Here is a 25682-nt window from a genome sequence, read left to right on the forward strand (position 1 = left end):
CGGTTTTTTCATTTAGGCATCAATACTTTCGCCGAAACGTCCTGTGTCAATGTACTCAACAAAGCCTTGCGCCCCTCGGCCAGCCCGACAAGTTCACGCTCGTAATCTCGCTGCGAAATGCTGCCGGACAGATATCGGTTGAGCAAAGCTTCCGACTTCACGCTGTACACCGCGGAGTTTTCCTCGAATGCCTTCGCATGCCGCCCTTTCAAAAACCTGCGCCAGAATGGCTGTTCGATCATTTGCCTGATCAGCCCATCACCCGTCTCAAGAGACAAAACCGATTGATACGCCTGCTCAATCTGCGCCTCACTGACTTCAGCCATTTCGCGAAACAACATTCCTCGCGACTGCCAGGGCAACTCAAGCCGATCCGCCAACCCGGTCTGAAACGCCAGGTAAACTTCCACTTCATCGATGGTGCCGGTGATGTCGCCGTCATCATCCACCGCTATAAACGTTTCACCAGCCTGCAATTGGCTTTGAACGTGGGCGCGGGCAACTTCATTGACCTGGTCCAGACGCGACTTGCCTTTTGCCAGCCGGATCAGGCTGGCTTCAACTTGCTCGAAACTGTCGGCCATATGGGCTTCGTGAACCAGTACCTTGACCCCCATCTCATTAAAAATCTGCGCCCCGGCGTCTGCACAGGAATCCGGATTGCTTGCCATGCGAAACAGTTCTTCGCGCAGTACCGTGTTTTGCGACGAGGCATCAAGCATTCGCCAGACACGGTCCGTGAGCCCGGACCGGCTGGCATCTTCGGTGTAATCAGCCGATTCGGCGAGTTGTTCGAGCACCTCGAAGAAACCCTGGGAGTCGGGTTCCCGTTCAAGTTCATCCCACATCGTTTGCCTGCGTTGACGCCCCTCGCCTATCACACCCTCGAGCCAATGGGCGCTAGTCAGTTCGCCCTTGGGCGGATAACTGCGGGCGGGGTCATAACCCACCGAACGCATGTAGTTGTTAAATCGCTCGCGGCCTTGATCAGATAACCGGTCACGACTCAGGCGGGCTCGGGCAATCAGGCGCGCCTGATCCGAACCGGGGATTACCTGTGGAACCTGTTCGATCGGATTGCCTTGCAAATCCAACTCGAATGTTCGCGGTCGTTCTGGAACGAACAAGCCTTCTGGCCATTCAGTGATCCCGGTGTCATGCAGATCCAACACCTGTAACTGTGCCATTTCGCTGAAATTCGGCAGTTGTTCCAGTGATGGATTCCCTCCCAGACGCAAAGACTGCAAGCGATGCAGATTGCGCAGCTCAGCGACACTTTCGGCAGTCAGTTGCAGTTGATTGTTGGTCAGGTTCAATGTTTCCAGTGTGCGTAGACTACCGTTCAACCGTGGCAGGGCTACCAGAGCGTTTTCACTCAAATCCAGTGTTTTCAATTGAGGAAAGAGGCGTAGAAAATCGCTGATATCACTGCGCAGCTCCACATGTCGGAACTGCAATGCGCTGACGTGGGAAAAGTCGACGTCCAACGTCGGCAGATATTCCAGGAAATCGCTTGTCCAGTGATAATCCAGGTCCAGCGTGTGACCATCCGCGCGAGGCAATTCTGACGCTTGCCAGCATTGCTTGAGCGCCTTGGCAAATCGCCCCTTGTGAAATCGCTGATCCATCGGTAGCAGTGCACCTCGTTCCTCGGCTACCCAGGCGTCCAGCGCCGTCTCCATGACGTTGAACGTCTGCTCTCGTTCGCTCAAAAGTTGCCGCGCCCGGGATTGTGTACCGCAACGGCGCAAAAACTCGGCAAAGGCATCTTCTGTTGTTTGCGGATACAGCGTTTTGAATCGGTCCTCCAGACCCAACTCCCCGCCCGCACCGAGCAACCGCTCATTGATCAACGCGTATCCTTGAACCACCGGAAGTTCGATTGACGTTCGAATGGTCATGTCTCCCAACAGACTTTGCAGTTCTGCCCGGGTGATTGGCGATTGCTGGAGCTTACGCTGCAACAGATCACCCTGACCGATGTTCAAGTCAAGACGTCGGCGCTCCGCGTCGGGCAGCGCTTGTAGCACAGCGTCATAGAAATCGCGGCCCCCCTCCAACTCACTGCCGTCGGCATCGTAGACCTGGAACTTGTCTTGCACGGTGCGCACCAGTACTTTTCGAATGGAAGCCTGCTGCGATCCGATGCTGTCTACCACCAGACCGTTAAACCCCTGACTGCGAATCTCCATGAATACCTCGGGCGACCAGCCTTGCAGGCGCTGCAGGCTGTGTAACGCCAATCGCCGGGTATCGATAGTGGCGTTCGCCGGCAAGTACAACCCTTCATACGCCCGGACTATCCGCCACTCCTGCATTGCCATGCGCGCAGCCTGTTTCAGTTGCATAGGCAAGTGCTTCTGCTCAATCGCCCAGCGTGCTTGCTCCGGTGAAATATCAACCAGCAGCTCATTGACACAGTCATCGGGCAGTTGCGAAAACTCGTGGCGCAGCAAGTCAGCTATCCGCGAGGCATCAGAAGAGGTCGGCAGGGATTCAAGTTTGAAGCGTGCATCCACCAATGCCATTCTTTGCTCGCGAGCTGCGGTGGCAATCAGCATGCGAAGCCTGCCAGCGCGGACATCCTGGGCAATTATGCCAATACCAAACTCTTCATCCAGCAGCGACTTGATATCCCGTTCTTGCAGTTGCGTCAGCAACCTGGCCGCCAGATCAGTGTCGACGCCGGGCGTTACCCTCAGGCTGATACGTGTTGTGCTCGGCACTGGCGAAGTTTGCCAAAGCACGCTGCCTTGAACATCCAGCCATTGCACCGCGAGGTGCTTCGGCCACTTCTGGTGCCTCGTCAGCAGTTCCAGTTGCACTTGGACATCTGCCTTACCGTAAACCGTCCGATCCGGACTACTGATCTTCTCGATGAACGTCTCAACGCTCTGGTCGGCGCGAAATCGCTTGATGGTCGCTGCAAGCACCCCAGACGGCTGTTCATGTTCAACATGCAGCTTGCGCAGAACGCCTTCATCAATACCGCTGACGATCCGGATCTGCTCCAGGACCTGATCGGAAAAAACCTCGACCTGATGTCCGAGTCGGCGCATCAATCGACTTCCTTGCCATGCCTGAGGACTTTCGGCCTCATGCACCCAGGCACCGGAACCGTTGTGAGTCAGTCGCGGTGCGTAGGCATCGGCACGGTCTGGATGCTGGATACGGTAAGTATCGGTTCCTGGCTCAGCACGTACGACAAAATGTTTGCCCTCCAGCGGTAAGACCTCCTGAGTCGCATGCTGATAAATGCCTGCGTAGTTGGGCCGAACCGACTGACTCAAGGGCAGCGACTGGGCATAGCGTTCAAGGTCCGTATCCCATAACCGCGACCGGCCATCACCCATGTCGACGACTTTCATTCGCTCGATCAGTGGCGAAGACTTGAGAGGCAGCAAGGCCCCAGCCACCTGGCCTCCCGCCACAAATACTCCCAACTGGACAAGATTTTCAACGACCCCGATCAAATGCTCGGCGGCCTCGACACGTTGTCCCTCTGCCCATTCGACAATGCCTTCAAATGTTTCATCCAACAGTTGATAGGCGGTATAGGCCAGCAGCATTTCGCCCAAGAGGGGCACGAAAGGCGCAGCCACAAAAACAGCCACTTCCAACACCGCAAGGGCGATCGTCTGGAAACTGTCCCAGCGCGCCCAGCGAGACTTGGCATCTTCATCGTCGGTAGGCACCGCTCGCGTTCGGGCGTCTGCGAACAAGGCGTTCAATTCGCGCTGAAACTCATGTGCCCAAAACGAACCCTTTATACGTGCATTGTCCACCCTCAGATCAGGAAGAGGCACCGGTTCAGGCCCCCACGCAGGCAGTTGCAGGTAAGGCGCCGGCGCATGCCATTGCAACTTTGAAAGGCGATTATTGAGTTGAAAAAAGAACCGCCCCTGATGCTGATATGGCACAAACCGGCTGAAAAAACGCTGATACTGTTGCGAACGCAATTGCTCAGTCAGTTTGGCGACGAATTGAGCAGAAGATGCATATTGCTTTAACGGGTGATCGGGATCGTGAGGGACATAGACGATTACAGGGATGCTCGAACTGCTGCTCTCAAGGTCGGCAGAGAACATCACTATGCCGCTCAACTTGATGCCCATCATTGTCATCGTCTGGCCGTGGACAAGCTTCTTGCCCCAGACCAACTGGCGATCGCCCTTGACCAGCCTCATTAACAGACTGTGAGTGTCCGCAGCGATATCGTTCTTCATCAACGCAAGTTTGCAGGCAACGCTCATGTCGTTCTTTGCGCGAGCCAGGATTATTTGCTCCAGGCTGCTCCTGGCCACAGGATTGGCAAGATCGAAAAAGCCGTCGAGATACGTTTGATACCGAGCGCCAACGTCCAGCTCCCGGCATAGCCGTGTAAAGGCCTGGACCGAGACCCTCGAAAGGATTGGCACAATCTCGAATTGCCCGGATGTACCGGGACGGGTAATAAAGTCGCTCGCCGTGTCGAAGTAACCCGTGCGAGTTTCTTTCAATTCGAAATTCTGTAAACACGCCTCAAGCAGCGATAAGGTCCGCACTTCAAACCCACCCGTCAAGCCCTTCGACAGGTACAGTCGCAAACAGGTTTTACGGACATCAGTGATAACGCCATAGCGTTTCTGCAGGGCGTCACTCAACAGTGACGCTGCGAACGCTTCGACCTCCGTGAGTCGAGCAAAAACCTTGTCCGCTGTCTGGCGGGAACTCCAACTCGCCGCTATGAGCTTTTTCACTTCAGAACGTTGCGCGCTCGACGTTCCGTGAAACCAGGCAAGTTCAAATCCGGCAGACTGCCGTATGGCATCGCGATGAGCTTCGGTGGTATTCAGCAACCAGTCTGGAACAGACTCGGAAATGAACTTGAACGACGTAATGCGATTCAAGGGAGCGGGTATAAATTTAACGACTTCGGTCATAAACAACTTTTCTTCCATGAAAATATTTGTTCGAGTCTACCCATGATCATCGAACTCGGTTTCCAGGAAGTTATTTCAAGACATGCGCCTTTGCCGAAGATAAAAAACCGATAAATGACGTTTTTTGCGTGCTATCTGCCGCTTTGCCACCTTGCCCTGCGCGTCAGGGTCTACGATGCTTGGATAACAACGACAACACCTGAGTAACCGCCATGAAAACCGTCGCCCAACTGCTCAAGCTCAAAGATCAGAAAAATCAGGAAGTGCACCAGATCAAACCCGATCACATGGTGCTCGAAGCACTGATGAAGATGGCCGAGAAAAACGTCGGCGCTTTGCTGGTGGTGGAAGACGATAAGGTGGTCGGCATCGTCAGCGAACGCGATTACGCGCGCAAACTGGTGCTGCATGGACGTTCTTCGGTGGGCACGCCGGTGCGCGACATAATGGTCAAGGACGTGATCACCGTGGACACCCACCAGACAGTCGACACCTGCCTGGGCATCATGTCTGACCGACGTCTGCGCCACTTGCCAGTGGTTGAAAACGGCAAACTGATCGGCCTGTTGTCGATTGGCGACCTGGTCAAAGAGGCGATTGCCGAACAGGCCGAGCTGATCAAACAGCTCGAGCAGTACATCCGCGGCGAGTGATATTTCGGGATCACCATCAAACCCTGTGGGAGCGGGCTTGCCCGCGAAGGCGTTGTGTCATTCAGCATTGTTGTCGCTGATACACCGCTTTCGCGGGCAAGCCCGCTCCCACATTTGGTTTTGTGGTGTGTTCAGGCTGGCCAATGCCGGGCGAAGACCGGGGCCAGCACCGGGTGGCGGTCGATGCGCTGCAACCATGCGTAAAACCCGGGCCGGGTCTGGCGCAGATGTTCGCGGCTGCCGCCCCAGCGCGTCACCACCGCCGCCAGCACATCCAGCGCGCCCGGGGTTTCGTCGTCCAGGTACAACTCGGCCGAGAACTGATCGGCGAACACCTCCCAACTCCAGTGCAATCGCTCACGGGCGCCAGCCATCAGGTTCTGCCGCGAAGCCTCGTCCGGCATCAGCAGCCAGCGCTCGGGATAATCGATGACGCCGATGGCCGCGTAGCAATTACTGACGATGTACGCGAGGCCTCGAATGGCCTGATCGCGATCTGCCGCGTCAATCGGCAGCAGACCGGATGCTGGAAACGTCAGCCCGAGGTGAATCAGGATCGCTGCGCTCTCGGTAATCACGCTGCCGTCGGGCAATTGCAGGGTCGGGATCTGTTTTAGCGGATTGAGCGTCGCCAACGCCTCGGCAGCTTCAGCGCTGGCTTCGATATCGATGAAGCGATAAGCGATCTGGCACAGCTCCAGTGCCGCTTCGATGGCGGCTGCGCCGGAATTGCGATGTCCGTAGAGCTGGTACATGACTCCCCCCTTCTATTGATAACCCATACCCTGTGGCGAGGGAGCTTGCTCCCGCTCGGTTGCGAAGCGACCGCAAACAACTCACTGCCGTGTATCAGTTGTAGTGCATTTGCAGGATTTGGAGCTGCTGCGCAGCCCGGCGGGAGCAAGCTCCCTAGCCACAAAAACATCTTTTCCTGTCTATGTATCGTTTTTGGCACGCTTTTCCCATGCACTTGCGACTTGCGAATTCATAACCTCGCAAAACAGCGCTTGCGGTGCCCATCCCGCACCAAGAGCAATCATCGAACGCTATCCGCGTTCTTGTAAGGTGCGACACCGAACCAAAAGTTCGAGTGTCCGAGCTGGCAACAAGGAGTTCACCGCGTGAATCTTCAATCGCTCTGCCGCATCACTGCCCACTTGCCTCTATCTGTTCAATGCCGGGTTCATCACTGGAACCGCCACGGCACTCTTCGCCTCAACTTTATTACCTGAACCCGACAACCCACATTGAGTTCGGCGACAACCATCGCGCCGACGCAGTGTTATTTATTTTTTAAATAGTGCAACAGCAAGATTGTCGAACAATTACTTCAGCGATTTTGCTCTTGCACCAAAAGTGTTCCATCGACACTAACTAACACCAAGACAAAACACTGATTTCATTTACACAAGAACAAGGAATATCGCCTGTGACCCGCTAAAACATTGACCCGCACCAAATCAGTCCGCCACGCACCATCAAATGCCCTGGCCGACGCGAGCGCAGTCGCTCTATTCCGCAGATAAACGGGATACAGCGCTAGACCTGACTCGCCCCTGAAAAAGCCCCATGAACCGGGCTAACGGAGAACATCGCGCCAGTGAAAAACCAGCCAGCGGATAAAACTTATATAAATGCGACACAGGTAACAGCAATGAAATACCAACGATACATTCGTGCCATATCTGGCACAGCGGTTGCTAAATGGAATATGACTACTTGATACAACCGCAACCCGTAGAGCAATCGAACAACAGCCAGGGAATGGGTAATGAACAAACGAAGTCGATACCACTAAGTCAGTAACTGTACGCGAGCCTTGTTAACCAGATAGTTCAACTATCGGCACGCGCACACCCTGAAGAAAGTTGAATCAACCCACTCGAACATTACGCAAATGTTCGGACGGCACCTTATTGCCCTTCATCAACCCGAGGGAGCTTTAATGAACGATGCGGTAAAACACAGAAGCCTGCCCGGGCCGTTACGGGAAGCGCCGCTCCCGCCGGCTTCAGGCCGGCTGGCGTTTAAAGCCAATACCTCGCAACCCGGTGGTTTGAACAAGCAACAGATGGTGTTGCTGGTCGCGGTATCGGCGTTGATACACGGTGGGGCCTGGTGGTTTCTCCAGCAGTCCAGGACCGAGCCACTGCCGACGCCGCCGCAGATTCCGGAAATGACCGTCGAGCTGACCAGCCCGACGCCACCGGCACCGCCGACTCCGGAGCCACCGCCACCTCCTCCGCCACCGCCCGAACCCGAGCAACCGGTGGAGGACGAGGACGCGGTCAAGCCGCCACCGAAACCGGTGGAGAAACCCAAGCCCATCGAAAAACCGAAACCGGTCGAGAAACCAAAACCGGTGAAGAAAGTCGAGCCGCCGAAAGCCCCGGTCGCCCCCGCGCAACCGGCAGCGCCTGCTGCGCCGGCCACACCGAGTGCGCCACCGGCACCTGCCGCCGCCCCCGGCCCGGTGAAAGAGTCGGCGGCGATTTCCGGCCTCGCCAGCCTCGGCAACCCGCCGCCCGAATACCCGTCACTGGCGCTGCGGCGCAACTGGGAAGGCAGCGTGGTGCTGCGCATTCAGGTGCTGGCCAACGGTCGCGCCGGTTCGGTGACAGTGACCAAGTCCAGCGGTAAACCGCAACTGGATGATGCCGCCGTCGCCGCCGTGAAGAACTGGAAGTTTATTCCGGCCAAGCGCGGGGACACGCCGATTGATGGCTTCGCCACCCAGACCATCGATTTCAAATTGCCGCAATAACCGAACGCTCAATCAACGCACAACCGAATAACGCAAGCGAGGTGTCACCATGAACGATTTGTCTTCGATGATTGTCCCCGGCGTGCTCTGGGGCCTGGTGCTGTTTTCCGTGCTCAGCTGGGCGATCCTGCTGGTCAAGTCGGCGCAATACCTGCGTCAGAAATCCCAGAACAAACAGTTCAGCAAAGCCTTCTGGGGTGCGCCGGATCTGCTCACCGCTGCCGAACACGCCAGCCAATATCCGGGCTCATTGGCGCGGATCGCCAGCAGTGGTTTCGAGGCGTTGCAAGTAGAAGAGTCGCCGCGCACCACCCAGCAACTGGCGCACACCATCAACCGTTCGGATCGCCTGGAACGCAACCTGCGCCAACAGATCCAGAAGGAACGCCGTTCGCTGGAAAACGGTCAGGCGATCCTCGCCAGTATCGGCAGCACCGCGCCGTTCATTGGTTTGTTCGGCACCGTTTGGGGAATCATGGAAGCGCTGAAAAGCATCGGCGAAACCGGTTCTGCCAGCCTTGAAGCGGTCGCTGGCCCTATCGGTCACGCGCTGATCGCTACTGGCGTCGGTATCGCCGTCGCCGTGCCGGCAGTGCTGATCTACAACTTCTTCCTGCGTCGCCTGAAACTCGCCTCGGCGGACATGGATGACTTCGCCCACGACTTCGACGCCCTCGCCTCACGCAGCGCGTTTTCCGTCAGCCGTCAGGCCATCGCCAGCAAAACCACGGCCGCCGTGCGGGAGGCCAGCTGATGTCGTTCTCCACTCAAGACAGCGATGAAGTGCTCAGCGAAATGAACGTCACGCCGCTGGTAGACGTGATGCTCGTGCTGCTGGTGGTGTTCATCGTCACCGCGCCGTTGATGACCAACGCGATCAAAGTGAACTTGCCGAAAACCGACGCCGTTGCTCCCGCCGAAAAGAAAGACCCGGTGGTGGTCAGCGTCGATCAGGACGGCAAGTTTTATCTGGCCAAAACCGAAGTGGCCCCTGAGTCACTGGAGGCCAGCCTCAAGGAGGTAAAGGCCAAAGACGCCGAAGTGCGCGTGCAATTGCAGGCCGACTCCGCCGTCAATTACGGCCAGGTGGCCAAAGCCATGGCCTCTATCGAACGCTCGGGCATCAGCAAGATTTCGGTGATGACCACCCACTGAGTGCGGTGTCGGGCGCGCGCTGAACAATCACGCCTGACACCGTTTATCGAATCCCGTCGCAATCAGCCGACCGAAAAACGCCCTGCGTCTTCGGAGGGGATCGGCTTGCTTGAAGAAAGTGGTTTTTCGCGGCGCGGCACCACCGTGACCTGCGCAATCAGGGCTCACAAGGCCATTTCGATAACGTCTAACAAAGTCGGAAACAACCATGCTGATGAACACTCCACGCTTTACGCTCAAACCTTTGGTGGCGACGATTTCTCGTCACCGTTTTGTTCCGTTGTATCTGGTGGCCATGGGGATGGGCGCCGGGACTGTGCAAGCGGCCGAGGACGACAACGTTGCCGTCCCCGCTGCGGCGGCAGTCGTGGCACCGACCACGCAACTGCAACGGGTGGAAGTGACGGGTTCGGCGATTCGCCGGGTCGATGCGGAAACCGCTGTGCCGATCACCATTCTCAAGGCCGATGAGCTACGCAAACAGGGCGTGACCACTACCGCCGAACTGGTGCAGCGCATCACCGGCAGCCAATCGATCAACAACAGCGCCGGCTCGGTCGGCTCGGCCACGGGCGGCGCGTCGTTCGCCGACATGCGCGGCATCGGCGCGAACAAGACGCTGGTGTTGCTCAACGGCCGACGCCTGGCGAACAACGCGTTGTCGGGGACCAACTCGGCCGGTGGCGCAGTGGATCTGAACATGATCCCGTTTGCCGCCATCGAGCGCGTGGAAGTGCTGCGCGACGGCGCATCGGCCCTGTACGGCACCGACGCCATCGGCGGTGTGATCAACTTCATCACCAAGAAATCCATGACCGACGGCCAGCTCACCCTCGGCGGCGAAACCCCGACCAACGCCGGTGGCGGCGCGACCAAGGACATGAGCGCCAGTTGGGGCTACGGCGATCTGGAGCAGGACCGCTTTAACGTGCTTGGCGTGTTCAACTACAACAAGCAGCAAAACCTCGACGCCAACGACCGCTCCTTCGCCCGCGATTACGAGCCCGGTCGCGGCCTCGATCAGACTTCCGGCACCGCGTTCCCCGGCAACTACAGCCAGAACGGCAACGCCACCAACCCATTGGCCAACAGCAATTGCAACGGGCCGAACCTGGTTGCCCGCGATGGCTTGTGTCGCTTCAGCACCCGCGAATACATCGACCTGATTCCGCAGACCGAGAAGACCTCGTTTTTCGGCAAGACCACCGGCAAACTGGCCGACGATCACAACGTCAACCTCGAATACTTCTGGTCGCGCAACAACAACGCCACCGCCGTCGGTCCCGCGCCGTTGACCGGTCTGAGCCTCGATTCTTCTTCGCCCTACTACCCTGGCAACGGCATCACCCCGGGGCCAACCGGGTTTGCCCTCGACCCGACGCAACCGGTGGATGTGAACTGGCGCGAAACCGCTGCCGGCCCGCGTGAATCGAAAGACCAGAACACCAGCCAGCGCTTTCTGTTGAGCTTCGACGGTCTGGTCGGCGGCTGGGATTACAACGTCGGCGCCTCGTACAACCAGAACAAAATCGTCTCCAGCGTCACCAGCGGTTATGTCAGCGATCAGGCGATGATCAATGGTCTGGCCAGCGGTTTGCTCAACCCGTTCGGCCCGCAATCTGCGGCCGGTCAGCAGTACATTGATGACGCTGCGTATCACGGCGCCTATTCCACCGCTGTCGGCCGGGTCGCCGGATTCGACGGGCGGATCAGCCGCGAGATCGGTGACTGGTTCGGTGCCGGCCCATCCGGTCTGGCGCTGGGCGGCGAGTACCGCAAAGAGAAATTCCATCAGGACTTCGAACAGTTTGCCGGCGACATCCAGAGCCTCGGCATCGACCCGGCCGGCAGCGTCGAGGGTGATCGCAGCGTGAAAGCCGCGTACGCCGAAATCAACGTGCCGGTGCTCGACAGCCTCGAACTGTCAGCCGCCGTACGTCACGACAAATACAGTGACTTCGGCAGCACCACCAACCCGAAATACTCGTTCCGTTATCAGCCACTAAAAGAGCTGGTGGTGCGTGGCGCGTACAGCGAAGGCTTCCGTGCGCCGTCGCTGTATGAGTTGTATTCGCCGCGCAGCATCACTTACACCCAGGGCTACTACAACGATCCGGTGCTGTGTACCGGCGGCGTGGTGCAACCGGGCGGCAACGGCGGGCGCGATTGCGGTCAGCAGTTCCTCAATCAGATTGGCGGCAACGAAAACCTCGCTCCGGAGAAGGCACGTAACGTGACGCTGGGCTTTGTTTATCAGCCGATCAGCAGCCTGTCGGTCGGTCTGGATTTCTGGTGGATTCACATCTCCAACCAGATCCAGCCGTTCCCGGAATCCACTGTGTTTGATCAGTCAGGCAGCTATCAGGATCGCTTCGTGCGCAATGCCGATGGCACGCTCAACTACATCGTCACCGGCAACGCCAACCTCGGCATCGTCGAGACCAACGGTGTCGACGTATCGCTCGACTATCGCTTCCCGAATACGCCTTACGGTCAGTTCGGTCTGGGGCTGCAAGGCACTTATGTCGACAGCTATGACTTCCAGAGCACCATCAAGGGCCCGTTCACCGACAAGGTTGGCGACTTCGAGGGTGACGGGGTGATTTCCCGCTGGAAACACAACCTCACCGGCAGCTGGACCTTCGGTGCGGCACGGGCGGCACTGACCAACCGGTTCACCACCGGTTACAACGATTACGACCGCGACACGCACGCGACGGTGGCATCGTATTCGGTGTGGGATCTGTCGGCCGGGTACACCTTCGACAAGGTGCTGGATGTGGATGCGGGGATGAAAAACATGTTCGACCGCAACCCGCCGTTCACCAACCAGGCTTACAACTTCCAGAGCGGTTATGACCCACGCTACACCGACCCGCTGGGCCGTACGTTGTTTGCGCGCATGACGTATCACTTCTAACCCGCAACACCGTAATCACTGTAGGAATGAGTCTTGTGGCGAGGGGATTTATCCCCGTCCGGCTGCGCAGCAGTCGTAAACCATTGATCGCGGTCTGTCTGGTAATTCGCGGTTGCAGGTTTTGGGGAGCTTCGCGCCCCAACGGGGATAAATCCCCTCGCCACACAGGCTCACTCCGACAGGTTGAACCGTGATCTTTCAGGGCCTCAGGAGTGACTTCATGACTTTCATGCGCAACATGGCCGCCCTGCTGCTTGGCGGCGCGCTGCTGTGCAATGTGGCACCGGCGCTGGCCGTCGGCAGTTATGCGATGACGGTGTACGGCGAGGCGCCGAAGTACCCGGCGGGTTTCCAGCATTTCGACTTCGTCAATCCCGACGCGCCCAAGGGCGGTTCGCTCAGTCGGGCGTCGATGGAGATTGGCCAGTACAACTACATCACGCCCTATGCCGACCAAGGCATCTCAGTGGTGCAAGTCAACGACTGGGTGTATTCGCCGCTGGCGTTTCGCTCGCTCGACGAGCCCTACACCGTCTACGGACTGGTCGCCGAGAAAATGGAACGCGATCCCCAAGGTCTGTGGGTGCGCTTCACGCTCAATCCCAAGGCACGCTTCGCCGACGGCACAGCCATCACCGCCGAAGACGTGCGCTACACCTTCAATCTGCTGATGACCAAGGGCAGCCTGAGTTATCGGCAGCAATACGCCGACGTGCAGGACGTGCTGATCGAAGGCCCGCGTCAGGTGCGTTTCACCTTCAAGAACAACCTCAACCGCACGCTGGCGCTGGATCTGGCTACGATGCGCGTGGTGCCCGAACATTGGTGGCAGACCCGCGACTTCGCCAACGGCGGCGGTTTCGAACCACCGCTGGGCAGCGGCCCGTATCGGGTGAGCAAAGTCGATGCCGGACGCAGCATCAGTTTTGCGCGTGATCCGGATTGGTGGGGCAAAGACCTGCCGGTCAGTCGCGGCCTGTACAACTTCGACAGCCTGACCGTGAATTTCTACGGCGACACCGACGTCGCGAGGCAACTGCTGCAAGCCGCCGCGTTCGACTACAACCGCGAGTTTTCTTCGTCCGGTTACGTGGTCGGCTACGACAGCCCGGCACTGCGCGACGGGCGTTTGCAGCAATCGATTCTGGCCCCGGAAAAACCGACGGCGGCCCAGGGTTTTGTGTTCAACCTGCAAAACCCGGCGTTCAAGGATCGTCGCGTACGTCAGGCGATCAGCCTGTTGTGGGATTTCGAGTGGACCAACAAGCAGATGATGCGCGGCTTCTATGTGCGCCAGAACAGCTACTGGCCGAAGAGCGAAATGGCCGCCACCGCCCTGCCCGACGCCGAAGAATTGAAGATCCTCGAACCCCTGCGCGGACAGATCCCGGACGAGGTGTTTACCGAGGTCTATCAGGCACCGAAAACCGATGGCAGCGGCTACATCCGCGACAAGCAACTGCAAGCGCTGAAGCTGCTCGCCGAGGCGGGCTGGACGCCGCAAAACAATCGGCTGGTCAACGCTGACGGCGAACAACTGGAGTTCACTTTCCTCGACGGTCAGGGTGGTTTCGACCGCATGTTGCTGCCGTTCAAACGCACCCTCGCGCAGATCGGCATCACCCTCAATCTGCGGCGGATCGATTCGGCGCAATACGTCAACCGTCTCAACGCCCGGGACTACGACATGATCGTCACCAGTTTCCCGCGCAGCGGCGATCCGATCGTCTCGCCAGGGCGTGAGTTGTACAGCCTCTACGCCTCGCAAAGTGCCACGCAGATCGGCAGTTCGAATTCGATGGTGCTGGCCAATCCGGCGGTGGACCAATTGATCGACGGTCTGGTGCAGGCCAACACCCGCGACGCCATGGTGCATTACGCCCGCGCCCTCGACCGGGTGCTGCAATGGGGTTACTACATGATTCCCAACTACTACTCCAAGGGCACGCCGACGGTGTATCAAAACCGTTTCGGCATGCCCGCGCACCAGCCGCTGTACAACGAAGGGCTGGAAACCTGGTGGGAGGTGTCGGCCAAGCCGCTGACCCGCCAACAGATGAACGCCCAACTCGCGGGGGGCCAGTGACATGCTGCGCTATCTGAGTCGCCGTCTGTTGCTGATCATCCCGACGTTGTTGTGCATTCTGGTGGTCAATTTCCTCATCGTGCAGGCCGCACCGGGTGGCCCGGTGGAGCAAGCCATCGCCCGTCTGCAAGGCTTCGGCAACCACGGCATGGGCGGTGGCGGCGAAGTCGCGGCGATTGGCGGTGCCGGGCGAAGCAGCCGAGGTCTGGACCCGGCGCTGATCGAGGAAATCAAACACCACTACGGCTTCGACAAACCGATGCACGAACGCCTGTGGCTGATGCTGAAAAACTACGCGCAGCTGGATCTGGGCAGCAGTTTCTTTCGCGGCGCCAAGGTCACTGACCTGATCGTGCAGAAGCTGCCGGTGTCGCTGTCGCTCGGGTTATGGGCGACGCTGATCACTTACCTGATCTCGATTCCGCTGGGCATTCGCAAGGCGATCAAGAATGGCAGTGCCTTCGATGTCTGGAGCAGCACGGCGATCATCATCGGTTACGCGATGCCCGCATTTCTGTTCGCGATTCTGCTGATCGTGGTGTTTGCCGGTGGCAGCTACGTCAACTGGTTCCCGGTACAGGGTCTGGTCTCGGATAACTTCGACAGCCTCAGCACATTGGGCAAGATCGGTGACTATCTCTGGCATCTGGTGTTGCCGGTGACGGCGCTGGTGATCGGCGGTTTCGCCACGCTGACGATCCTCACCAAAAACAGCTTCCTCAACGAGATCAGCCGCCAGTACGTAATCACCGCCCGGGCCAAGGGTCTGACCGAGCGCCGCGTGCTCTACGGCCATGTGTTTCGCAACGCCATGCTGTTGGTGGTGGCGGGCGTGCCGTCGGCGCTGATCGAAGTGTTTTTTGCCGGTTCGTTGTTGATCGAAACCATCTTCAACCTCGATGGCCTCGGGCGCATGAGCTACGAAGCGGCGGTGTCGCGGGACTATCCGGTGGTGTTCGGCGCGCTGTTTCTGTTCACCCTGTTCGGCCTGCTGATCAAGCTGATCGGCGACCTCTGCTACACCCTGCTCGACCCGCGCATCGACTTCTCGGCGAGGACTGCCTGATGTTCACTCTTTCCCCTCTGGGCCAGCGGCGCATCGCGCAATTCAAGGCCAATCGGCGCGGGCGCTGGTCGCTGTGGCTGTTCATCGGGCTGTGCCTGATCTGCCTCGGCGGCGAGCTGATCGCCAACGACAAGCCGCTGGTGATCCGCTACCACGACGCCTTTTATTTCCCGATTCTCAGCGATTATCTGGAAACCGATTTCGGCGGCGAACTGCCGTTTCAGCCGGATTACGCCAGTGATTACGTACACAAGCTGATCGAAGGCCAGGGCGGCTGGATGCTGTTTCCGCCGATCCCGTTCAGTTACGACACGGTCAATTACGACCTCACCGAACCGGCGCCAAGTCCGCCCTCGACCAGCAACTGGCTGGGCACCGACGATCAGGCGCGGGATGTGTTGGCGCGAGTGATTTTCGGCACGCGGATTTCGATTCTGTTTGCCTTGATCCTCACCGGCATCAGCGCGCTGGTCGGCATCGTCGCCGGAGCGTTGCAGGGTTACTACGGCGGCTGGGTCGATCTGCTCGGGCAGCGGGTGCTGGAGATCTGGTCAGGGTTACCGGTGTTGTACCTGCTGATCATTTTGTCCGGTTTCGTTTCGCCGAGTTTCTGGTGGTTGCTGGGGATCATGGCGCTGTTTTCCTGGCTGGCGCTGGTCGATGTGGTGCGTGCCGAGTTCCTGCGTGGGCGCAATCTGGAATACGTCAAAGCGGCGCGGGCGCTGGGCCTGACCGATAACGAGCTGATGTGCCGGCACATCCTGCCCAACGCCATGACCTCCACCCTCACCTACCTGCCATTCATTCTGACCGGCGCGATTGCCACCCTCACTGCGCTGGATTTTCTCGGTTTTGGCATGCCCGCCGGCACCGCGTCACTGGGCGAACTGATCGGCCAGGCCAAGCGCAATCTGCAAGCGCCGTGGCTCGGGCTGACAGCGTTTTTTGCCTTGGCGCTGATTCTGTCTTTGTTGGTTTTCATCGGTGAGGCTTGCCGTGATGCATTCGATCCCCGGAGCTGAAATGAACGACAACCTGATTGAAATTCGCGACCTGCGCGTGGCCTTCGCCGGGCAGCCAGTGGTGCATGGCTTGAACCTCGATATCCGCCGTGGCGAGTGCCTGGCGCTGGTCGGTGAATCGGGCTCGGGCAAGTCGGTGACGGCGCATTCGATCCTGCGTCTGCTGCCGGGTAAAACCGTAAGCAGCAGTGGCAGCATTCGTTACAACGGCGTGGACTTGCTGCATGCCAGTGAACAGCAGATGCGTGGCTTGCGCGGCAACCGCATCGCAATGATTTTCCAGGAGCCGATGACCTCACTCAATCCGCTGCACACCGTGGAAAAACAGGTCAGCGAAGTGCTGGAAATCCACAAGGGTTTGAAGGGCCGCGTCGCCCGTGAGCGCACGTTGGAACTGCTGGAGCTGGTGGGCATTCGCCAACCGTTGCAGCGACTGAAAGCCTATCCACACCAACTCTCCGGTGGCCAGCGGCAGCGGGTAATGATCGCGATGGCGCTGGCCAATGAGCCGGAACTATTGATCGCCGATGAGCCGACCACAGCGCTGGACGTGACAGTGCAGCAGAAGATTCTCGAACTGTTGATCGAGTTGCAGCAACGCCTCGGCATGTCACTGTTGCTGATCAGCCACGACCTCAATCTGGTGCGCAGAATCGCCCAGCGCGTGTGCGTGATGCGCCACGGCGAGATCGTCGAACAAGCAGATTGCGAAACGCTGTTTCGCGCACCGCAACACCCTTACAGCCGCTTGCTGATCGAGGCCGAACCGAGCGGCGCGCCGGTACCGAGTCTGTACGATCACAACCTGCTGGAAGTCGATGATCTGAAGGTCTGGTTTCCGTTGCCCAAGGCGATGTTCAGTCGTCAGCAGGAGTACATCAAAGCGGTCGATGGCGTCAGTTTCAGCCTGCAACGCGGCAAGACGCTGGGGATTGTCGGTGAGTCCGGCTCGGGCAAATCGACGCTGGGTCAGGCGATTCTGCGGCTGGTGGAATCCGAGGGCAGCATCCGCTTCGGAAACAAGCAATTGAGCCTGCTCAGCCAGCGTTTGATGCGGCCATTGCGCCGGCAGATTCAGGTGGTGTTTCAGGACCCGTTCGGCAGCCTCAGCCCACGGATGTCGGTGCAGCAAATCATCGCCGAAGGCTTGCTGACCCACGGCATCGGCACCGAGGCTGAGCGCGAGGCGGCGGTGATTCGGGTTCTGGAGGAAGTCGGGCTTGATCCGCAGAGTCGCCATCGTTATCCCCACGAATTTTCCGGTGGCCAGCGCCAGCGCATCTCCATTGCCCGCGCATTGGTGCTGGAACCGGCGCTGATTCTGCTGGATGAACCGACTTCGGCACTGGATCGCACGGTACAGAAACAGGTGGTGGAGTTGTTGCGGCAATTGCAGATCAAGCATGGGCTGACGTATCTGTTCATCAGCCATGATCTGGCGGTGGTGCATGCGCTGGCGCACGACTTGATGGTGATCAAGGATGGCAAAGTGGTGGAACAGGGCTCGTCGCGGGAGATCTTTGCGGCGCCACAGCACCCCTACACCCAGGAACTGCTGAAAGCCTCCAGCCTCAAGCCCGACATAGCACCTTGTAGGAGTGAGCCTGCTCGCGATGGCGGCGGATCAGTCACCATCTCTGTTGGCTGACAGTACGCCATCGCGAGCAGGCTCACTCCTACAGGGGAATGGTGGTGACTGAAAAATATTTTTCTGCCACTGCATCCAAAAGCCTCCTTCACGGGTAGTCCCTGTAACAGCCCCCTCTCGGCTGCCAGCGATTGACCCTTCTTGGAGAACACAACTGATGAACATCACCCAGCTGATTTGCCTCACCGGTTTGCTTGCCGCCACCTCGACCGCCTTCGCGCAAAGCGGTCTGCCCGACAGCATCAAAGTGCCGGACGGCCACAAGGTCGCGATGGAAACCACCGGGGTCGGCGAGATCACTTATGAGTGCCGCGACAAACCCAATGCTGCCGGGCAAACCGAGTGGATTTTCGTCGGACCGAAAGCGGTGCTCAATGATCGCAGCGGCAAACAGGTTGGCACCTACTTCGGCCCGCCGGCCACCTGGCAGGCCAAGGACGGTTCGAAAATCACCGGCACGCAACTGGCTGTCGCGCCGTCGAGCCCGGGCAATCTGCCGTATCAACTGGTCAAGGCCAATCCTGCCGAAGGTAAAGGCGCGATGAGCGGTGTGAGTTATATCCAGCGCGTTGCGCTCAAGGGCGGCGTGGCGCCGGGCAGTGAATGCACGGCGGCGAACAAGGGCAAGCAGGAAGTGGTGAAGTATCAGGCGGATTACATTTTCTGGGCCGCGAACTGACTTCTCGGGATCAATAAAAATCCCTTGTAGGAGTGAGCCTGCTCGCGATGGCGGCGTGTCAGTGAAGTAAACATTGACTGACACGCTGCCATCGCGAGCAGGCTCACTCCTACAGGGGGAGAACTGTGTGGTTTTGTGAATGTGAGCTAGATTGCAGAGCATGTCCTTACCCGAAACCCTGTTCGATTACGAAGCCCACCTCGCCGCCTGCGCTCGCGGCGAGCGTGCGGCCCTGCACCGTTTGTACGTGCAGGAAGGCCCGCGCCTGCTCGGTGTGGCCAAGCGGCTGGTGCGTGACACGGCGCTGGCGGAGGACGTTGTTCATGACGCATTTATCAAGATCTGGAACGGTGCGGCAGGGTTTGACCCGGCACGCGGTTCGGCGCGTGGCTGGATGTTCAGCGTGACCCGCCATCTGGCGTTGAACCTGCTGCGCAATCATGGCCGCGAAACGCCGCTCGAAGAGGATCATCAAGTGCATTGGCACGACAATGACGGCTTCGACGCGCAGGCGCATTCGGCACGTATCCACCATTGTCTTGGGCAACTGGAGCCGCAGCGTCGGCTGTGCATTCTCCACGCCTATGTCGACGGTTACAGTCACGCGCAAATCGCCACTCGCCTCGACACGCCGCTGGGCACCGTCAAAGCCTGGATCAAACGCAGCCTCAATGCGTTGCGGGAGTGCATGGGATGACGCTCGAATCGGCACAGGAACGCGATGAACTGGCCAGCGAATATGTGCTTGGTACCCTCGCGGCCGGGCAACGCGCCGAGGTGCAACGAAGACTGCCGAACGATCCGCAACTGCGTGCAGCGGTGGATGCCTGGGAGCGGCGTTTGCTGGAACTGACCGATCTGGCTGCCCCGGTTGAGCCTTCTGCACAACTTTGGCAACGCATCGAACGCAGCCTCGGTCGACTCAGCGCTCCGGCAAAAATTTCCTGGTGGAATCTGCTGCCATTGTGGCGCGGGCTGAGTGCTGCGGGTCTGGCGGCAACCTTGCTGCTGGGCTCAATCCTGCTGACACAAACCACGCCAAAACCGAGCTATCTGGTGGTGCTCGTCGCGCCGCAAGACAAGGCCCCGGGCTGGGTGATTCAAGCCAGTAATGCGCGGGAGATTCAGCTGATTCCTCTGGGTGTGGTCGAAGTGCCGGCGGACAAGGCGCTGGAATTCTGGACCAAGGCGGATGGCTGGCAAGGGCCAGTGTCGCTGGGGCTGGTCAAGCCGGGGCAGGCGCTGTCGGTCCCGCTGGACAAGCTACCGCCGCTGCAACCGAACCAGTTGTTTGAGCTGACGCTGGAAGGTGCCAACGGCTCGCCGATTGGCAAACCGACCGGGCCGATTCAGGCGTTCGGCCGGGCGGTGAAGGTGTTGTGACGTGAAGATCAAGTGCCCTTGGCCATGCAGCGTTTGTATCGCTCATCGACTCGCTTGGCGAACCAAGCCGTGGTCAGTTTGCGAGTAATTTTCGGGCTCTGCAGGACGATCCCCGGCAGCACGGCGCGCGGTAATGTTTTGCCCTCGGCTTTCTCCGCCAATTCGAACACCCGCTGATAAAGCTTGGTCTCTTCGAACTCCAGGGTGTTGCCCTTCTCCAGTTGATCGCGAATGGTCGGGTTGCGCATGCCCAATGATTTACCGAGGGTGCGCACCGCCAGCTCCGTACTGCCGGGCATGATCGAGTCATAACGGATCACGTCGCCGTCCAGCGCCAATGGAATGCCCGAGGCGCGGCTGACGGCGTTCTGGAACGCGGCGTTGCGGCTGGCGTACCAACCGGCGTTGAAATCGGCGAAACGGTACAACGGCTCACGATAATTCACCGGGTAACCGAGCAAATGCGCGATGCCGAAATACATGCCGCCGCGACGGCTGAACACTTCGTGGCGAATCGTATCTTTGACCGGGTACGGATAGTCCTTGGCGTGCTTCTCGGCAAACTCGATGCTGACCTGCATCGGCCCGCCGGTATGGACCGGGTTGAAGCCACCGAACAAAGTACGCCCCATCGGCACCATGCCGATGAAATCATCGAAAATCGCACTCAGCTCTTTCTCGCTACGCGCTGCACTCAGGCGTTCGCTGTAGGTTTTGCCGGTGGGCGAACGCACGGCCAGCGCGCCACTGACCAACAGGCTGGGGATGTGTACTTTACCGGCACGACGGTCGATTTCGTCGCGAGCGATCTTGCCGAGGCCAGGCACGGTTGGATCGACCTGGAAGGTCGATTCCTGCTCGGTAACGGCCAGCACTGCGCAGAGGTTTTGCGTGGTCGGGCTGATTTTCTGCGCGGCGAACGCGGCATAGATATCCGTGGCCCAGCCTTGGCGGTCGGCGGCTTTCGCCGGCATCAGCCGCACTATTTCAGCCTTTACTTCGGCGGGCGCACGCGGCGCTGGTTCGTTGCTGCGCTGGCCGGCGCAACCGGCCAACACCAGCAGTGCGGCGAGGCTGATCAGTAATCGTGGGGTGTGCATGGTGCTCCATCAAGTCCGTTGTGCCGGGTTCACCATACGATCAAAGGCATGGCGCAGGCTAGGACTGCTCATGAGTGGAGCCGTTCCCCTGTGGCGAGGGAGCTTGCTCCCGCTCGGCGGCGCAGCCGTCGTAAATCCGGATACCGGTTTTTTTCTGAAGAAATGCCATCGCCGATTTTGGGGCCGCTTCGCAGCCCAGCGGGAGCAAGCTCCCTCGCCACAGGGTTAAGTGCCTCAGTTTTGGGTCAGCCCGCTTTCAGCAGTGATGACAAACTGATTGCAAAACGTTACTGAGAAAACCTATCATTTGCACCTGGAGTCGCATTTGCGCAAGGAGTTCCCGCGCCGCCCTTAATTTTTCCATTGGCCGCGCGCCTCCAGGAACCACACATGCCCGCTCCAGTTCGACTCGGCGTCCCTTTCCGCCCGACGCTTCTCGCCCTGCTGTGCTCTCTGACCGTCACCGCTCACGCCGCCACCGAAAACGATGGCAAAGAGTTGGTGCTGGATAACGTCAACATCAACGCCCAGGCACCAGCACCAGACGCCCTGCCTCCGGCTTACGCGGGTGGGCAGGTTGCACGCGGCGGCCAGTTGGGCGTGCTGGGCAATCAGGACATGATGGACGTGCCGTTCAGCGCGGCCTCCTACACCGAACAACTGATTCAGGATCAACAAGCCGAAAACGTCGCCGACGTGCTGCTCAATGATTCGTCAGTGCGTCAGGCTTCCGGTTTCTCCAATCAGGCGCAGATCTTCATGATCCGCGGCCTGCCGCTGACTGGCGACGACATTTCCTATAACGGTCTGTACGGCGTGCTGCCACGACAGATCATTTCCACCGACGCTCTGGAGCGCGTGGAAGTGTTCAAAGGCCCGAACGCCTTCATCAACGGCGTGACCCCGACCGGTTCCGGCATCGGCGGCGGCGTCAACCTGCAGCCAAAACGCGCTGGCGACGTGCCGCTACGCCGCTACACCACCGACATCAACAGCGAAGGTCGCATCGGTCAGCACCTCGACCTCGGCCAGCGTTTCGGTGAAGACAACCGCTTCGGCGCACGGCTCAACTTGTCCCAGCGCGAAGGCGACACTGGCATCGATCACGAAAACCAGCGTTCGAAACTGTTCGCCATCGGCCTCGATTATCGCGGCGACGCACTGCGCATTTCCGGCGACTTCGCCTACCAGAAAGAACGCGTCAACGGTGGCCGCAACTCGGTCAACCTCGGCACCGCCACGCACATTCCAGACGCGCCATCGGCTGACACCAACTACGCGCCGAAGTGGGGCTACACCGATATCGAAGACACCTTCGGCATGATGCGCGCCGAGTACGACCTGAACGAAAACTGGACGGCCTACGCCGCTGGCGGCGCCAAACATACCCGCGAAGTCGGTAACTACAACTCCACCACGCTGGTCGGCAATAACGGTGCATCGTTCACCACCGGCTCGTTCATTCCCCACGACGAAGACAACACCAGCGTCATGGCCGGCCTCAACGGCAAGTTCAATACCGGCGCGGTCAGCCACAAGCTCAACTTCGGCCTGACCGGTATCTGGACCGAGCAGCGCAGCGCCTACGATTTTGACCTGACCAAATACGCCAACAACATCTATCACCCGGTAGAAACTCCGGCGCCGAACGGCAACTTCTCCGGTGGCGACCTCAGCGATCCGGGCATCACCGGCAAGACTTTCAACCGTAGCCTTGCACTTTCCGACACCCTCGGTTTCTTCGATGATCGCCTGCTGATCACCGCCGGCCTGCGTCGTCAGCAACTGGTGGTGCAAGGCTACAACTACGCCAGTTATGGCAGCGGCAGCCGCAAGTCGAGCTATGACGAATCGATCACCACGCCGGTCTATGGCGTCGTGTTCAAGCCGTGGGAGCATGTGTCGGTCTACGCCAACCACATCGAAGGACTGGCGCAGGGTCCGACTTCTCCGACCAGCACCGGCGGCTTCCGCGTGACCAACGGCAACGAAGTCTACGCACCCGCCCGCTCCAAGCAGACCGAGGTCGGGGTGAAAGTCGACATGGGCACTTACGGCGCCAGCCTGGGTGTTTACCGCATCGAACAGCCGAGCGACGGTTACTGTGAAATCGACAGCGCCACCACCTGCACCTACGTGCGTGAAGGCGAGCAGATCAACAAAGGCGTGGAAATGAACGTGTTCGGCGAGCCGATCAGCGGCCTGCGCCTGATCAGCGGCCTGACCTTGATGGACACCGAACTGAAGAACACCCAGAACGGCGCCAACGACGGCAATCGCGCCATCGGCGTACCGACCTTCCAGTTTAACGCTGGTGCAGATTGGGACGTACCCGGCCTGCAAGGCGTAGCGCTGAATGCGCGGATGCTGCGTACCGGCGGCCAATACGCCGACGCGGCGAACAACCTCAGCCTGCCGACCTGGAACCGCTTTGATGCCGGTGCGCGTTATGCCTTCAAGGTCTCGGAGAAAGACGTGACCCTGCGTCTGGGCGTGGAAAACCTGGCGAACAAGAAGTATTGGGAATCGGCTCAGGGTGGTTATCTGACCCAGGGTGAACCGCGTGTGGCGAAGTTGTCGGGCACCATCGACTTCTAAACACAAAAGCCCAGCCAAAACAAAAAAGGCCCCACAGCTTCATCGCTGCGGGGCCTTTTTTCCGTCTGGCAGGCCAACTGGCCGCCCTGACCGTCTGATCCATACTTGCTGCACAGCAATTGGAGCACCGGCCATGAACCGCAGCGACGTACTGATCATCGGCGCCGGCCCCACCGGGCTGGTATTGGCCCTGTGGCTGAGCAAACTCGGGATTCGCGTACGCATCATCGACAAGACCTCAGCCCCCGGCACCACGTCCCGGGCACTCGCGGTGCAGGCGCGTACGCTGGAGTTGTACCGGCAACTGGATCTGGCCGACGCCGTGGTGCGCAACGGCCATCGGGTGGCGGCGGCGAATTTCTGGGTCAAGGGCAAACCGGTCGCGCAGTTGCCGCTGAACCGCATCGGTGAAGGCCTGACGCCTTATTCATTCATCGAGATTTTCCCGCAGGATGAGCACGAACGGCTGCTGATCGAGCGCCTCGAAGACTATGGCGTGGTGATTGAGCGCAACACTGAACTGGAGAGTTTCGAACAAACCGCCGACGGTATTACCGCGCATTTGCGTCGACCCGATGGCGAGCAGGAAATCTGTCAGGCTTGCTATGTGGCCGGATGCGACGGCGCGCGTTCAGTGGTGCGTAAATCCCTCGATGCCGGTTTCCCCGGTGGCACTTACCAACAGATTTTCTACGTCGCCGACGTCAAGGCCAGCGGCCCGGCGCTCAATGGCGAGTTGCATATCGATCTGGACGAGGCGGACTTTCTCGCGGTGTTCCCGTTGGCCGGCGAAGGCCGTGCACGATTGATCGGCACCGTGCGCGACGAGCGTGCGGACCGCGCCGAAACTCTGGAGTTTTCCGATGTCAGCAGCCGCGCCATCGAACACTTGAACGTACACATCGAAGACGTGCACTGGTTTTCCACGTACCGCGTGCATCATCGCGTGGCCGAGCATTTTCGTCAGGGCCGGGCGTTTCTGCTCGGCGATGCGGCGCATGTGCACAGCCCCGCTGGCGGTCAGGGCATGAACACCGGCATCGGTGACTCAATCAATCTGGCGTGGAAACTCGTCGCCGTGCTCAACGGCAGCGCGACGGCCAAACTGCTCGACAGCTATGAAACCGAACGCATCGCCTTCGCCCGGCGGCTGGTGTCCACCACCGATAAAGTTTTCAGTTTCGTCACCGCCGAAGGCCGTATCGCCGACCTGCTGCGCATGCGTTTGGCACCGTTTCTGATCCCGAAAATAGCCTCGTTCGAGGCAAGCCGCGAGTTTCTGTTTCGCACGGTTTCGCAGGTCACCCTCAACTATCGTGGCATGCCGCTCAGCCAGGGCGTCGCCGGACACGTCCACGGTGGCGACCGTTTGCCTTGGGCACATGATGGTGAAGGTGATAATTACGAGCCGCTGCGCCAGCCGTGCTGGCAGGTGCATGTGTACGGCGACACCAGCGACGAAATGATCGCCTGGTGTGTTGAACATCATTTGCCGCTGCACGTGTTCGACTGGCGTCCGGCGTTTGAAACGGCGGGCTTGGGCCGCAACGGTTTCTACCTGTTGCGCCCGGACACCTATGTGGCGATTGCCGACAGCAGCGCCGATCCGAAAGTGATTGAGCGCTACTTTCGCGATCAAGGGATCAGGCCGTATTTCGAATAACTCAAGAACACCACGAAACCTGT

At 59.2% G+C, this 25682-nt stretch carries 17 protein-coding genes; 14 read left to right on the forward strand and 3 right to left on the reverse strand.

Annotated elements, in window-relative coordinates; all coding sequences use genetic code 11:
- Positions 1 to 8: 8 nt before the first annotated feature.
- On the reverse strand, positions 9 to 4922 hold the full coding sequence (locus ACTWLJ_RS25565; protein ID WP_445178976.1) for an NEL-type E3 ubiquitin ligase domain-containing protein: 4914 nt from the start codon (positions 4920 to 4922) through the stop codon (positions 9 to 11).
- Between the two features lie 212 nt (positions 4923 to 5134).
- Between ACTWLJ_RS25565 and ACTWLJ_RS25570 the strand changes: the two genes are divergently transcribed.
- A complete protein-coding gene (locus tag ACTWLJ_RS25570) occupies positions 5135 to 5575 on the forward strand; it encodes a CBS domain-containing protein (protein WP_445178977.1) in 441 nt (146 codons plus the stop codon).
- 131 nt (positions 5576 to 5706) lie between these two features.
- Here ACTWLJ_RS25570 and ACTWLJ_RS25575 read toward each other — a convergent pair whose 3' ends face one another.
- Positions 5707 to 6330 carry a glutathione S-transferase N-terminal domain-containing protein gene (locus tag ACTWLJ_RS25575; RefSeq protein ID WP_445178978.1) on the reverse strand — a complete coding sequence of 208 codons (624 nt, stop codon included), beginning with the start codon at positions 6328 to 6330 and terminating at the stop codon, positions 5707 to 5709.
- 1190 nt (positions 6331 to 7520) lie between these two features.
- On the opposite strand from ACTWLJ_RS25575, the gene ACTWLJ_RS25580 reads away from it, so the two are divergent.
- From ACTWLJ_RS25580 to ACTWLJ_RS25630, 11 genes are all read left to right on the forward strand, one after another.
- Complete coding sequence (locus ACTWLJ_RS25580; protein WP_445178979.1) at positions 7521 to 8339, forward strand: energy transducer TonB; 819 nt, start codon at positions 7521 to 7523, stop codon at positions 8337 to 8339.
- Positions 8340 to 8406: 67 nt separating this feature from the next.
- Positions 8407 to 9093, forward strand: a complete 687-nt coding sequence (locus ACTWLJ_RS25585) for a MotA/TolQ/ExbB proton channel family protein (protein ID WP_401210716.1) — start codon at positions 8407 to 8409, stop codon at positions 9091 to 9093.
- Positions 9093 to 9494: an ExbD/TolR family protein gene (locus ACTWLJ_RS25590; protein WP_401210693.1), complete on the forward strand. Its 402-nt coding sequence runs from the start codon at positions 9093 to 9095 to the stop codon at positions 9492 to 9494. Before ACTWLJ_RS25585 ends, ACTWLJ_RS25590 begins: the two co-directional genes overlap by 1 nt.
- Positions 9495 to 9702: 208 nt before the next feature.
- On the forward strand, positions 9703 to 12414 hold the full coding sequence (locus tag ACTWLJ_RS25595; RefSeq protein ID WP_445178980.1) for a TonB-dependent receptor: 2712 nt from the start codon (positions 9703 to 9705) through the stop codon (positions 12412 to 12414).
- A 220-nt stretch (positions 12415 to 12634) separates the two neighbouring features.
- Entirely contained in the window at positions 12635 to 14500 is a 1866-nt protein-coding gene (locus ACTWLJ_RS25600; RefSeq protein WP_445178981.1) for an extracellular solute-binding protein, read from the forward strand.
- A 1-nt stretch (position 14501) separates the two neighbouring features.
- On the forward strand, positions 14502 to 15566 hold the full coding sequence (locus tag ACTWLJ_RS25605) for a microcin C ABC transporter permease YejB (protein WP_445178982.1): 1065 nt from the start codon (positions 14502 to 14504) through the stop codon (positions 15564 to 15566).
- Positions 15566 to 16588 (forward strand): ABC transporter permease, encoded by a 1023-nt coding sequence (locus ACTWLJ_RS25610; protein WP_401210684.1) that lies wholly within the window; start codon positions 15566 to 15568, stop codon positions 16586 to 16588. Before ACTWLJ_RS25605 ends, ACTWLJ_RS25610 begins: the two co-directional genes overlap by 1 nt.
- Before the next feature lies 1 nt (position 16589).
- Complete coding sequence (locus ACTWLJ_RS25615; RefSeq protein ID WP_445178983.1) at positions 16590 to 18236, forward strand: ABC transporter ATP-binding protein; 1647 nt, start codon at positions 16590 to 16592, stop codon at positions 18234 to 18236.
- A gap of 157 nt (positions 18237 to 18393) precedes the next feature.
- Entirely contained in the window at positions 18394 to 18915 is a 522-nt protein-coding gene (locus ACTWLJ_RS25620) for a DUF3455 domain-containing protein (protein ID WP_445178984.1), read from the forward strand.
- Positions 18916 to 19075: 160 nt separating this feature from the next.
- Complete coding sequence (locus ACTWLJ_RS25625) at positions 19076 to 19612, forward strand: sigma-70 family RNA polymerase sigma factor (protein ID WP_445178985.1); 537 nt, start codon at positions 19076 to 19078, stop codon at positions 19610 to 19612.
- Positions 19609 to 20298 (forward strand): anti-sigma factor, encoded by a 690-nt coding sequence (locus tag ACTWLJ_RS25630; protein WP_445178986.1) that lies wholly within the window; start codon positions 19609 to 19611, stop codon positions 20296 to 20298. Before ACTWLJ_RS25625 ends, ACTWLJ_RS25630 begins: the two co-directional genes overlap by 4 nt.
- Before the next feature lie 8 nt (positions 20299 to 20306).
- Here the strand turns inward: ACTWLJ_RS25630 and ACTWLJ_RS25635 are convergent, their stop codons facing one another.
- Positions 20307 to 21398 carry a DUF1615 domain-containing protein gene (locus tag ACTWLJ_RS25635; protein WP_445178987.1) on the reverse strand — a complete coding sequence of 364 codons (1092 nt, stop codon included), beginning with the start codon at positions 21396 to 21398 and terminating at the stop codon, positions 20307 to 20309.
- A gap of 390 nt (positions 21399 to 21788) precedes the next feature.
- Between ACTWLJ_RS25635 and ACTWLJ_RS25640 the strand changes: the two genes are divergently transcribed.
- Positions 21789 to 23996 carry a TonB-dependent receptor gene (locus ACTWLJ_RS25640; RefSeq protein WP_445178988.1) on the forward strand — a complete coding sequence of 736 codons (2208 nt, stop codon included), beginning with the start codon at positions 21789 to 21791 and terminating at the stop codon, positions 23994 to 23996.
- 133 nt (positions 23997 to 24129) lie between these two features.
- Entirely contained in the window at positions 24130 to 25659 is a 1530-nt protein-coding gene (locus tag ACTWLJ_RS25645) for an FAD-dependent oxidoreductase (protein ID WP_445178989.1), read from the forward strand.
- Positions 25660 to 25682 lie beyond the last annotated feature (23 nt).

Source organism: Pseudomonas sp. McL0111, assembly GCF_052567255.1.